The organism is Deinococcus apachensis DSM 19763 (assembly GCF_000381345.1).
In the GTDB taxonomy this organism is placed as follows: Bacteria; Deinococcota; Deinococci; order Deinococcales; family Deinococcaceae; genus Deinococcus; species Deinococcus apachensis.
This window is the reverse complement of the sequence record NZ_KB906416.1, coordinates 31485-42848: the sequence shown is the minus strand read 5'-3', so window position 1 is coordinate 42848 and position 11364 is coordinate 31485. Positions and strand designations below refer to the sequence as shown.

Annotated in this window: 14 protein-coding genes and 2 tRNA genes; 5 read left to right on the top strand and 11 right to left on the bottom strand. The window is 71.3% G+C overall.

The features are described 5' to 3' along the window. Positions 1-19: 19 nt before the first annotated feature. On the bottom strand, positions 20-217 hold the full coding sequence (locus F784_RS26895) for a hypothetical protein (RefSeq protein WP_157465371.1): 198 nt from the start codon (positions 215-217) through the stop codon (positions 20-22). Positions 218-293: 76 nt separating this feature from the next. On the opposite strand from F784_RS26895, the gene F784_RS0119065 reads away from it, so the two are divergent. Together F784_RS0119065 and F784_RS0119060 are read left to right on the top strand one after the other, a co-directional pair. Next, positions 294-611, top strand: a complete 318-nt coding sequence (locus F784_RS0119065) for a hypothetical protein (protein ID WP_245557951.1) — start codon at positions 294-296, stop codon at positions 609-611. Between the two features lie 172 nt (positions 612-783). Continuing rightward, complete coding sequence (locus F784_RS0119060) at positions 784-1197, top strand: DUF4383 domain-containing protein (protein WP_019588323.1); 414 nt, start codon at positions 784-786, stop codon at positions 1195-1197. Between the two features lie 50 nt (positions 1198-1247). On the opposite strand, the gene F784_RS0119055 is transcribed toward F784_RS0119060, so the two are convergent. Continuing rightward, positions 1248-2138, bottom strand: coding sequence for a prephenate dehydratase (locus F784_RS0119055; protein ID WP_019588322.1), 891 nt, complete (start codon positions 2136-2138; stop codon positions 1248-1250). Positions 2139-2219: 81 nt separating this feature from the next. Here F784_RS0119055 and F784_RS0119050 point away from each other — a divergent pair, with 81 nt between their 5' ends. Together F784_RS0119050 and F784_RS0119045 are read left to right on the top strand one after the other, a co-directional pair. Then, positions 2220-3641 carry an amidase family protein gene (locus F784_RS0119050; RefSeq protein WP_019588321.1) on the top strand — a complete coding sequence of 474 codons (1422 nt, stop codon included), beginning with the start codon at positions 2220-2222 and terminating at the stop codon, positions 3639-3641. A gap of 55 nt (positions 3642-3696) precedes the next feature. Continuing rightward, positions 3697-3771, top strand: a tRNA-Val gene (locus F784_RS0119045). 35 nt (positions 3772-3806) lie between these two features. Here the strand turns inward: F784_RS0119045 and F784_RS0119040 are convergent. The 6 genes from F784_RS0119040 to F784_RS23845 all read right to left on the bottom strand — a co-directional run bounded on the left by F784_RS0119040 (position 3807) and on the right by F784_RS23845 (position 8322). Next, entirely contained in the window at positions 3807-4709 is a 903-nt protein-coding gene (locus tag F784_RS0119040) for a hypothetical protein (RefSeq protein ID WP_019588320.1), read from the bottom strand. A gap of 16 nt (positions 4710-4725) precedes the next feature. Then, positions 4726-6039 carry an aminoglycoside phosphotransferase family protein gene (locus F784_RS0119035; RefSeq protein ID WP_019588319.1) on the bottom strand — a complete coding sequence of 438 codons (1314 nt, stop codon included), beginning with the start codon at positions 6037-6039 and terminating at the stop codon, positions 4726-4728. A gap of 70 nt (positions 6040-6109) precedes the next feature. Then, positions 6110-6637 carry a VIT1/CCC1 transporter family protein gene (locus F784_RS0119030; RefSeq protein WP_019588318.1) on the bottom strand — a complete coding sequence of 176 codons (528 nt, stop codon included), beginning with the start codon at positions 6635-6637 and terminating at the stop codon, positions 6110-6112. 74 nt (positions 6638-6711) lie between these two features. Further along, positions 6712-7419 (bottom strand): metallophosphoesterase, encoded by a 708-nt coding sequence (locus F784_RS0119025; protein ID WP_019588317.1) that lies wholly within the window; start codon positions 7417-7419, stop codon positions 6712-6714. A gap of 73 nt (positions 7420-7492) precedes the next feature. After that, a tRNA-Pro gene (locus F784_RS0119020) sits at positions 7493-7569 on the bottom strand. Positions 7570-7791: 222 nt separating this feature from the next. Continuing rightward, the gene (locus F784_RS23845) at positions 7792-8322 is read right to left on the bottom strand and encodes a regulatory protein RecX (RefSeq protein ID WP_245557949.1); all 531 of its coding nucleotides are present in this window, start codon (positions 8320-8322) and stop codon (positions 7792-7794) included. Positions 8323-8516: 194 nt separating this feature from the next. Between F784_RS23845 and rpsT the strand changes: the two genes are divergently transcribed. Further along, positions 8517-8795 carry a 30S ribosomal protein S20 gene (rpsT, locus tag F784_RS0119010; RefSeq protein ID WP_019588315.1) on the top strand — a complete coding sequence of 93 codons (279 nt, stop codon included), beginning with the start codon at positions 8517-8519 and terminating at the stop codon, positions 8793-8795. A gap of 363 nt (positions 8796-9158) precedes the next feature. Here rpsT and F784_RS0119005 read toward each other — a convergent pair whose 3' ends face one another. The 3 genes from F784_RS0119005 to F784_RS0118995 are packed head-to-tail and all read right to left on the bottom strand — an operon-like array spanning position 9159 to position 11303. After that, positions 9159-9524 (bottom strand): hypothetical protein, encoded by a 366-nt coding sequence (locus F784_RS0119005; protein ID WP_019588314.1) that lies wholly within the window; start codon positions 9522-9524, stop codon positions 9159-9161. A gap of 20 nt (positions 9525-9544) precedes the next feature. Continuing rightward, positions 9545-10975 carry a MocR-like pyridoxine biosynthesis transcription factor PdxR gene (pdxR, locus tag F784_RS0119000; RefSeq protein ID WP_019588313.1) on the bottom strand — a complete coding sequence of 477 codons (1431 nt, stop codon included), beginning with the start codon at positions 10973-10975 and terminating at the stop codon, positions 9545-9547. A gap of 10 nt (positions 10976-10985) precedes the next feature. Continuing rightward, positions 10986-11303: a hypothetical protein gene (locus F784_RS0118995; RefSeq protein ID WP_019588312.1), complete on the bottom strand. Its 318-nt coding sequence runs from the start codon at positions 11301-11303 to the stop codon at positions 10986-10988. Positions 11304-11364 lie beyond the last annotated feature (61 nt).

Here is an 11364-nt window from a genome sequence, read left to right as displayed (position 1 = left end):
GGGAAAACGGGCCGCGCCTCTACATCTCGCCGCCCGTGAAACCTCGAATGCGCTCTTGCGCCGCCTCTGGGCCATCGTCTCCCGCCGCGCCATCGTTGGCCGCATGAGGCAGGAGCTTTCCCGGATGGGCACCGCTGCCGTGATGGGGGCCGGTTGCCGCGCCGTCCTTGGGCAGGAAATTCCCTCGGGCGCTCTGGATGGCCGTGCCAGGGGGCACGACTTCCCAAGGATAGCGTGAGCCGGGGCGGGCCGAAGGTGGGGAAAGGCAGACAAGGAGCGGTGAAGAAGGAACAATGGCCGCAACTATGCACCTCGTCCAACTCCTCCTTCCCCTCTACGACAACGCGGGTCAACCCTTCGAGCAGGTCAGGTATGCCCCGATCCGCCGGACCCTCACCGAACGCTTCGGCGGCCTGACCGCCCACGTCCGCGCCCCCGCCGCTGGCCTGTGGAAGGACGGCGACCAGACGGTGCGCGACGACGTGGTGGTCTACGAGGTCATGGTGGAGGAACTGGACCGCGACTGGTGGGCCGGGTACCGCGAGACTCTGCGCCGGGAGTTCCGTCAGGAGGCCCTGGTGGTGCGGGCATTGGCGGTGGAGGTGTTGTAGGGGCAGAGTCCGCCGCTACCTCTCGCAACTCTGCCCCAGGCCCCCGGTAGGTAAAGGAAGGCTGTGGCGAGCTGTGAGGGAATGGAGCCCCCAGCGTGCATGAATGCAGGCAGTGACGTGGAGGACGGAAAACCACTCACGTCCCCGCCCGTTCCGGGTACAGGAGGGTCGTATGGTACGGACTTTTGCACGGGTCGCAGGCATCATCTACCTGCTCGTCGGCATTCTGGGGTTCGTCCCCGCCCTGCTCTCGGCCCCGACAGGCCCCCACGTCGCTGTCGGGGCCTTCCACGGCAACCTGCTCGGGCTGTTCCCCGTCAACCTGATGCACAACATCGTTCACCTTGCCATCGGGGCCTGGGGGCTGGCGAGCGCGGGCTCCTTCGGCGCGGCCGTCAGTTTTTCCCGTGGCCTGGCGATCCTTTACGCCATCCTCGCCATCATGGGCCTGATCCCCGGCCTGAACACCCTGTTCGGGCTTGCCCCGCTGCACGGCAACGACATCTGGCTGCACGCGGGCACCGCCCTGATCGCCGCCTACTTCGGCTGGGGCGCGGCGCGGGACACGGCGACCATCTCCAGTTAAGCGTCTTTTGAAGGGGGCGAGAGCTTTTGCGGCTCCCGCCTCTTCCGTTCCTATCCCACCGTCTCCAGTGCCCTCGGGTAACTCCCGATAATCTTCGCGTAGCTCGCCTTTCTCAGCACTCCGGCGAGGGCCTGGGCGACCTGGGGGTCCTGGGGGTGACCCTCGATATCCACGTAGATCAGGTAGCTCCAGGCGCGGTCGCGGCGGGGGCGCGACTCGATGCGCGAAAGGTTCAGGCCGCGCAGCTCACTGAGCGTCTCGACCAGGAAACCGGGCGTGTGGCGCACGGCGAAGACGAGGCTGATCTTGTGCGGCACGTCCGAGGGCACGGGCTCATGGCGCGAGAGGAGCATAAAGCGGGTGTAGTTGAAGGGCTCGTCCTCGATCTCGCGGGCCAGGATGTCCAGGCCGTACAGCTCCGCGGCGCGGGCGGAGGCGATCACGGCCTCGTCCCGGGCTCCCCGCGCGGCGAGGTCCTTGGCGCTGCCCGCTGTGTCGTGGGCGGCGACGGGCTGGAGACCATACTTGCGGATGAGCCCGGTGCATTGGTCGAGCGCGGGTTGCTGGCTCACCACCCGCCGCACGTCCTCAAGCCGCACGCCGGGCAGGGCCATCAGGCAGTGGCTGACGCGCACCACGACCTCACCGATCACGTGCAGCTCGGTCTCGCTGAGCAGGTCGATGGATTGGTGGATCGCGCCCATCAGGCTGTTCTCGACGGGCAGGGCGCCGTAGTCGGCCTCGCCCTGCTCGACCGCCCGCGCGACCTCGTGGAAGGTGGGGTAGCCGCGGGTGGTGACGCCCGCGTGGGGCACCCCCGCGCTGCTCAGCGCGTGCAGCGCGGCGATCTCGCCGTAGGCCCCGGAATTGCCCTGAAAGGCGACGGTGAGGTGCCCCCCCGTGGCCTGCTCCTGCGCCTGCACGCTCGGCTGCCCGTTCATCCCGGCAGGCTAGCGCACGGCGTCCGGGACGCGCGGGGGGTGGGTAGACGAGGGACACACGCCGGGGAATAGACTCGGGCGGTGCCCATCGCCACTCCCGATCCCATCCTCGACCTCGACGCCGCCTCGCTGAGCGCCGCCACCCGCCGGGGCGACCTGACCGCCCAGGAGGTGACGCGGGCATACCTCGCGCGCCTGCGTGCCCTCAACCCCCGGCTGCGGGCCGTCATCACCGTGAACGAGTCGGCGGAGGCCGACGCCGAACGCCTCGACGCCCTGCCCGCCGAGCGGCGCGGGCACCTGCACGGCCTGCCCATCCTGATCAAGGACAACATCGACGTGGCGGCGTTGCCGACCACCGCTGGGAGCCTGCTGATGACCCGGCACGTGCCCGAGCGGGACGCGCCCCTCGTCGCCCGGCTGCGGGCCGCCGGGGCCGTCATCCTGGGCAAGGCCAACCTGACCGAGTGGGCCAACTTCATGACGCTGGGGATGCCCAACGGCTACTCCGGGGCGGGCGGCCAGACGGTGAACCCCTGGGGCGAGGGGCTGGATACCGGAGGCTCCTCCAGTGGGAGCGGCGTGGCCGTCGCCGCCCGAATGTGCGTGGCCGCTATCGGCACCGAGACAAGCGGGAGCATCCTCAGCCCGGCGCAGCAGAGCGGCGTGATCGGCCTGAAGCCCACGGTCGGCCTGATTCCCCGCACGGGCGTGGTGCCCATCAGCCACAGCCAGGACACTGCCGGGCCGATCACCCGCTCGGTGCGCGACGCCGCGCTGCTCCTGGGCGTGATGGCCGGACCCGACGACACGGACGCGGCGAGCCGCCTCATCCCCGTCCCCGACCTGACGCTGCAGGCCGGGGCGCTGGAGGGCAGCGTGATCGGCGTGCTGCGAGACCCGCCCGGCAGCCCGGTGGACGAGGCTGAACGCGCCTCCCTCTCCCGCGCCGAGGCCGTGCTGATCGAGGCCGGGGCCACCCTCCAGGACGTGACGCTGGAAAGCGCCCCTGAGCTGAGCGGCTGGCGGCTGGAAGTCCTCGTGTACGAGTTCAAGCACGACCTGAACGCCTATCTGGCCGGAGTGCGGGATGGCCCCCGCAGCCTGGCCGAGGTCATCGAGGCGAACGATACCAACCCCGAACGGCTCCAGCGCTACGGGCAGACGTTGCTGTACGCCGCCCAGGGCACCCGCGGCGACCTGAGCGAGCGCGCCTATCGCGAGGCCCGCGCCCGCGACCTCGACCAGACCCGGACGCGCGGCCTCGATCCCCTCTTCGCCCTGGGGTTGGACGCGCTGCTGTGGCCCGGGCTGCACGGCTACGCGGTGGGCGCGAAGGCCGGGTATCCCAGCGTGACCGTGCCGACCGGCTTGCACGACGGCACCCCGACCGGCGTGCTGCTCACCGGACCCGCGGGCAGTGATGGCCGCCTGCTCTCGCTCGCCGCCGACCTGAACCTGCGGCTTGGTGGGGTGCAGTTCCCGCCCGATGCCCCGGCTTGACCCGGTGCTCCCTCCCGTCTAGCATGGGCGGGCTGCCGGAAGCGGCAGGGAGCAGGGGCGGTTAGCTCAGCGGTAGAGCGTACGCCTTACAAGCGTAGGGTCGGGGGTTCAAATCCCTCACCGCCCACCAGGAAAGACCCCGGCCCAGCCGGGGTTTTTGTGTTCTCAACGCCCCTCCCGCGCTTCCGTCAGCAACTCACCGGCCAGGGCGAGCGCGGCGGGCCCCAGGGGGCTGCGGGTCACGCCCAGCAGCGTGCCCAGCTTGTCCCGCCGGGCGCTGCTGAGGTAGGTCCAGCGCTCCAGATCGGCCCGGTGGGTGCGGGCGGTCTCGTCGCGCAGGTAGCGGACGGCACCGTCGTAGTACCCGGACTGGAAGGCGGCGCGGGCGCGTTTCTCCTGCTCGACCAGGCCCAGGCCGCGGGTGGCGAGCAGCACCCGGCGGGCCTCGTCCTCGCCGCCGAAGCCGTAGAGGTTGTCCAGGCGGTACACGGCCTTGGGAAAGCGCAGCCCGGCCGCCGCCCGCCAGGCGTGGGGCAGACGAATCTCGAACTCGGGCCAGCCGTGGATGTGGGTGAGCAGGGCGGGGTACAGCAGGCTCACGGCAACCTCCCGCGCCTCGGCGAGCGCGAGCAATTGCTCCTGGGCGCCGTGCCCGGGGCCGGTGTACGTGCGCCGCGCGGTATCCAGGCGGGCGGCGGCCTGGCCCAGCAGGTCCTCGCGGTGGGCGGCCAGCCGCTCCTCGTTCAGGTTCCAGAGGGTGCGCTGGATGCGGCCGTAGTGCCCGGTGGGGTCGTACACGACGCGGCTGGTGGCAAGCAGGGCGACGGGGGCCTCCTCGCGCGCCACGTCCCAGTCCCGCCACGCCTCCAGCTTCTCGTAGGGGTAGCGCTGCACGGTGACGCCCGCCCGCGCCTCGGTCTGCGGCGAGAGCAGGCCGCGCTCGAAGGCCACCAGGGTCGGCACGCTGCCCGCCCAGGCCTCGTCGGTGCCGTAGCTCCCCGCCTGCGCGACGGCGCGCACCTTGCGGTCCGCCACCAAACGGTCCTGTACCTTGTCCGGGTCCTGCAAACCTCGCCTCCGCTCCTCAGGATAGCGGCAAGGCGGGCTCCGCAGCACGCAAGAGCAGGCCGCGCAGGTGTTCCAGGTGCGCGGCGCGCCACCCAGCCCGGTCCTCCAGGTGGAGATTGATCGCGTGCGTGTACCCCAGCGCCCGGTACACCTCGCCCACCAGCCGCGCCTCCCGCAGCAACGCGCGCAACTCGGGGAGGGGGAGAAGGTCCGTCCAGGCCGACAGATAGGCGTTCTCGACGGCCTCCAGCGTGTCGGCCCCGGCATCCTCGGGCGCGAGATAAGCGGGGTCCGCGTCGAGGAAGGGATGGGTCACGCTTGCGTCCGACCAGTCCAAGAGCGTCCACTGCCCCTCCCCATCCCGCACGGTGTTCCAGCGGTGGAGGTCGCCGTGCCCGGCCACCCGGGGCAGGGGGGACGCGGCGAGCCGGGCGCAGGCCTCCCGCACGCGCGGCTCCAGCGCCCGGAGTTTGGCCGCCTCGTCCGGGGTCAGCCCTTCCGCCTCCCCCACCATGAAGTGCTCGTCCCGCAGCAGCTCGGGGAGGAGGGAGGTCACCCACTCGGGGCCGTGGTCGGGCAGTCCCAGGGCGCGGAATTCGGGCAGCAGAGGGAGACTCGCCCGCTGCACCCAGGCGAGGTGGGCGGCGAGGGTCACGCCATTCTCCGCCTCGTCCGGCACATCTCCCGCGTGGGCGAGGAGCAGCAGGTTCCGCCCCGTGTCGGCGGCCAGGACGGGTGGGGCCGCGCCCGGAATCTCGCGCGACAGCAGGCAGGTGACGGGCACCTCCCGCGCGAAGAAGGCGGGGACGGCTTTCAGGTAGAGGGGACCGCCCTCCACCAGCGGAACGCGCCACAGGGCGCTGATCCCCCAGTGCTTGAGGGGGTCGGGCCAGCCCCGCCGCGTGAGGCCCTGCTCGCGCAATTCCCCGTCCAGCCACGCCAGTGCCCCGGCCGCCCAGCCCGGCCGCGCGAACTCTGGCCGCAGGTCCGGAATGGGGGTGAGGGCGGACTCGGCCCAGAATTGCTGGTGCTCCGGGAGGGCGTCCGGCGTCGCCCACTCCACGCCGCTCACGTCCGTCACGGGGTCAAGCTGCCAGATGGACTCGCGGACCAGGGTGCCGTCCGGCTCCGTCGGCAGCCGCGCGAACCCGAGCCGCCGCAGCGGGGCCAGCCAGGGGGCCAGGGCCGGGAAGGCACCTGAAATCCCGCTGCCCACGAAAGTGTTTTCCGTGACCACCGCGCTGGGCAGCATTCCACTCACCGCCGCCACCCGCTGGCCGTCCGGGTGGGCGATGACGGCGTGGAGGGTCGTTCGCAGCGGCGGGGACATGGGCTCAGTCTGGGGTGCAGGTTCTGCCCCTCGCGTCAGCCGGGTGGCCTAGGCGCCATGTGGTGCCCCGTTACCCCCCCGCGCCGAGGCGGCCCAGCCACACGCCGACGCCGAACACCACCGCGCCGCCCACGATGACTTGGAAGATGGTCTGCCCCAGCGGGCTCCGCATGTATTTCCAGCGGATCAGGGCAATCACGACCAGCTCGGCGAGCACGACCACGTAGGCCAACGTGAGGGCCGTGCGGAGGTCGGGCAGCAGGAAGGGCAGGGTATGCAGCATCCCGCCGAGGATGGTGGCAAAGCCCGTGATGACCCCCCGCACCACCGGAGTGCCGCGCCCGCTCACCTTGCCGTCGTCGGAGAGCGCCTCCGCCAGCCCCATGCTGATGCCCGCGCCCAGACTGGCCGCCAGGCCCACGAAAAAGGCGTCGATGGGTTTTCCGGTTAAGCCCGCGGCGGCGAAGATCGGTGCCAGGGTACTCACGCTGCCGTCCATCAGGCCGAGCAGTGCGGGCTGGACCTTCTGGAGGACGAAGGTGTGGTCGTGCGGCGGGGCAGGCGTGGGTGTAGCCTGCGGGGGGAGGGGGGAGGACATCTGCCCATCCTATCCTTAATAGGAATGCTTCTCAATAAGATAATCCGATAGGAGAACTGGGGATGACGGGACCCTCACCCCTCCCCGGTGTCCAGCAGCAGCTTCGGCCGGAACTTCAACCCGTCCGCCGCGACGAGAAAAGCGGGAACCCCGTTCACGTGCCGCAGTGCCCGCTCGGGATTGACGCCGTGCAGGTGCCCGTACACCATGAGGTCGGGGCGCGCGGCCTCAATGACAGGGGTCAGCGCGTTCGGCGGGTAGGGGGGACTCGCGGGCGGGTAGTGCAGCATCAGGAGGAGGTGGTCGCCGGGCTGCCGGAGCCGCGAGGCGGCCTGGGTGCTCAGGCGCAGGCGTTCGGCCTCGCGGCTCAGCAGCCGCTGGTCGTCCTCGCTCAGGGGCTCATAGCCGGGCGTGAGCCAGCCGCGCGAGCCGCACACGACCACGTTCCCGACCCGCACGGCGTCGTTCTGAATGGCGAGCATGTCGGGCGGCAGGGCGGCGCGCAGTTTGCCCGCGCTCGTCCACCAGTAGTCGTGATTGCCACGCAGCAGCACCTTGGTTCCCGGCAGCGCCGCGATCAGGGCGAGGTCGGCCAGCGCGTCCGGGAGCCGCATCGCCCACGAGAGGTCGCCGGGCAGCAGCACGAGGTCGCCGGGGCGCACCTCCTCCCGCCAGCGCTCGAACAGCAGCTCCGGGTGCCCGGCCCAGTTCGGCCCGAACACCGTCATGGGCTTGGGCGTCACGCTGGAGAGGTGCAGATCGGCGATGGCGAACACGCGCATGGAAAAGACTCCGGGATGGAAGGGGAGCAGACAAAGAAGAAAGCCTCCCGCGGGAGGGGAGGCCTCTCAAGCGTGGTCGGGGCGAGAGGATTCGAACCTCCGACCCCTTCGTCCCGAACGAAGTGCGCTACCAGGCTGCGCTACGCCCCGTCCAACCACGGCCCCAGTTGTCAGGCTCGGCCCGCTTCCAGTGCGCCCGGTAGTCTACGTGGTGCCCCGGGAGGTGTCAAGCACGCCTCCGGTGTCCCCAAGCGTGCCCCGCAACCGGGGAGCAAAGAAGCAGACGTCATGCTGAGCACACCCGAAGCATCTCAAAGGTCATTGGAAGAGCAGGCCCTTCAGTCCGTTCAGGGCGACGGGTTTGCCTGACGATCACCCCACCTCCTCGTCATCGTCCAACTCCACCTCAGGCATGGCCTCGCCTGCCGTCTCCGACACCTGGCGGATCGCCGCCCAGATTACCGCCCCCGGAAACCCGCGCCGGGCCAGGAAGGCGTAGGCGCTCGCCCGGGGGTCACGCTTGCGGGCAAAACTCGGCCAGCGGCGCTCCAGCAGGGCGGTCGCGTCGGCCTGCTCCTCGTCCGGATCGCGGGTGGCGAGCGTCTCCTCGATCAGCCTCTCCGTCACGCCGCGGCGTTTGAGGGTCTGGCGCACCCGGAAGCCACCCACGCCACGGCGGCTTCCCTCCGCCCGCGCCACCCCCTCGTCGTTCTGGTAGCCCAGCTCCTGCACGCGGGCGAGCACCTCCGCCGCCAGCGTCTCATCATCGGTGCGGCGCAGCAACCGGGTGCGGAGTTCGGCCTCGGTCAGTGCTCGGCCCGAGAGCGCCCGGAAGGCGTAGGCGAGCAGGTCGTCGCGGGCCTGTTGCCGCTTCTCGGGGGTCTTTTCGTCGCCCGCTGTCACGGCCTCAGTATGCCGCTTGCGCCGCACGGCCCGCACCCGCTACACTTCCAGGGTTGCCCCCATCCCCGGATGGGTCACCACGCGCCCGGCGAACGGCGGGCCGCGTGTGCGCCGGAGAAACCCCGGTGCTTCGCGTTCCCTCACCTCAAATGATGGGAACCGCCCCGCGAGAAGCGGGAGAAAGAGAGTTCACCATGGCCCTGCGTCACAAGTCTGCCCAGAAGCGTCACCGCCAGAGCCTCAAGCGGCGCCTGATCAACCGCAGCCGCAAGAGCACCATCAAGACCTTTACCAAGAAGGCCGTCGCCGCCGCGGGCGCGGGCGCCGAAAACGCGACCGAGCTGCACCGCAAGGCCGAGAGCCTGATCGACAAGGCTGCCAAGGGCAGCACCCTGCACAAGAACACCGCGGCCCGCAAGAAGAGCCGCCTGGCGAAGGCCCTGAATAAGGCCAAGGCCGCCCAGCAGGCGTAAGCGGAAGAACCAACATGGAAGGCCACCTCCGCAAGGGGTGGCTTTTTCGTTTTCCAGGCGTGATGGTGGTGTCTAGAGCGTTGGACAGGAAGAATTGTTATGCTGAGCAACGCGAAGGCAGGCTTTGAGCTCCACTCGGAACACCCTCTGGGAGCTGCGCTGGTGAGCCGAGGTCGCCGGTGGCGCGCCCCCTCACCCCTGGCTGCGCCAGGCCCTCTCCCACAAGGGGAGGGGGTCACAACAGCCCAAGAGGGAGGGACACCAGAGCGTTGTCCTCTGTTGAGAGAAAAGCCTAACGCGAAGGGGCTCGCCTGGAGACGCTTCGCATCCGCTCAGCATGACACTGTTCTTTCGTCCAATGCCCTAATCCCGCACCTCGTCCAGATCCAGCGTGCCCGTGTAGTGGTTGAAATCCACGTACAGGCGGTAGACGCCGGGGCGCCCGCTGCCGATCAGCGAGACGGACCAGCGGCCCGGGGGGCACTCCTGCCCGGCGACCTGGGTGCCCGAGGGGTCGATCAGGCGCAGGGTGGCGCGGCCGCCGCGCACGGTGCAGATGCCCTGGACGCCCACGCTCTTGTCGTCCTCGAACAGGCTGTAGGCGTAGCTGTTCTGGCCCTGGGCGTTGAGCAGGTGCGTGGGCGTGAGCGTCACGTAGCCCAGGCGCAGGCCGAAGGTGAAGTACAGCAGGGCCACGGCGGCGACCAGGGCCAGGAGCAGGAAGCGCATTGCCCGTAGTGTAACCCGGACTACGGATTAAGATTCCATGTAAAAGCTCCCGCCAGCCGCGCCACGCCCTCCCGGATGCGGTCGGGACTCAGGTGCGCGAAGGCCAGCAGGACGGCGGGGGGCCGGGGACGCCGGGCAAGCGGGGCGGCGGGCGTCAGGGCCACCCCTACCCCGGTGGCCAGGCGCACGGCCTCCTCCTCGGACAGCGGTGGGGGCAGGGTCACGTGGACATGGAGGCCCGCGCGGGCGGGGGTGACCGTCCAGCCGGGCAACGCCGACGCCAGGGCCGCGAGCAGGACCTCGTGCCGGTGGCGGATCACCTGCCGGGCACGGCGCAGGTGGCGGGCGTAGGCTCCCGAGGCGAGCACGTCGGCGAGCGCCAGGGCGTCCAGCGTGGCGGGGGCCCGGTCGGTGAGGGGCCGGGTCCCGGCGAGGAGCCGCGTGACCCGCTCGGGTGCGACGAGGTAGCCGCTGCGGGTGACGGGCGCCAGGCTCTTGCTGAAACTTCCCAGCAGGATCACCCGCTCGGGGGCGAGGCCCTGCATCGCTGCCGGGGGTCTCGCCGCGTGGTGCAGGTCGGCAGCGTAGTCGTCCTCCAGGATCAGGGCGCCCGTCCGCCGCGCCCAGGCGACCACCTCCGCTTGCCGCGCGGCGGGGAGCGCGACCGTCGTGGGGTACTGCGCCCCCGGGGTCAGGTAGAGCAGGGTCGCCCGCTCCGGCAGCGCCGCCGGGTCCAGTCCCGCCGCATCCACCGGAACGGGGAGGAGGGTGGCCCCGGTTGCCCCCAGGGCCGCCCGCGCGCCGGGATAGGTGGGGTCCTCCAGTGCCGCGACCCGGCCCTCCTCCAGAAAGACCCGGGCGAGGGCGTCCAGCGAGGCCTGGGTCCCGCCCGTCAGCATCACCATGTCGGGGGTGACCCGGGCGCCCCGCTCGGCATTGAGGTAGGCGGCGAGGGCGCGGCGGGTTTCGAGTGGGCCGAGTTCGGGGTCAGGGTCGGGGGGGGCCGTCTGTCCTGCCGCCCGGGCCTGCCGCGCCAGGGCCTGCGCCCACGCCCCCGCCGGGTACAGGTCGGGCACGGGCTGTCCCACCCGGAAGTCCACCGCGTAGATGCCGCCCGCGTCGGGCACGTGACCCGCCAGCGCCCGCGTCGCCCAGGCGCTCAGCGGGAGGGGGGGCTGGGCCTCCTCCACCCGCGCCGGGCCGGGAACCGCGACCCGGGTGCCGCTGCGGCCTCGCGTCCGCACGTAGCCCTCGGCGTCGAGTTGGGCGAGCGCGTCCACCAGCGTGTTGCGCGATACGCCCAGCCGCGCGGCGAGGGCGCGGTGCCCCGGCAGCTGGGTGCCCTCGGCGACCGTGCCCGCCAGGATCGCCTCTCGCAGGGTGCGGGCGACCCGGGCGTGCAGGGCCTCGCCGGGGAGGGGGGGGCGCAACTCGTCGGGCGCTCCGGTCACCCCGCGCTCCTCAGCGGCTGAACTCGCGCGCCAGCCACGCGGGGTCGCCCCCCTCGGCGGCCAGGGCCTGACCGGCCAGGGTCAGGAAGCGGTCACGGGCCGCCTCCGCCTCCTCCCGCGTCAGGCCGTGCGCGGCGGGGTCGGCGAGCAGGTCGCGCAGGAGGGGGAAGACGGACGTGTCCGCGTGGACTGTCCCCTTCACCTTCACGTCCGCCCGCCACTTCAGCAGGTAGTCCAGCGCGTAGGGGCCGGGTTCGAGGACGCACCCGCCGGGGTAGGGCACGCGCCGCGGGGCGGGGAAGGAGACGGCGGGGGCCGGGGTCGTCATGGGGACAGGATGCACCCTGAACGCCCAATTCGAAAACTTCCCTGAACAGGACTGGGCTCGC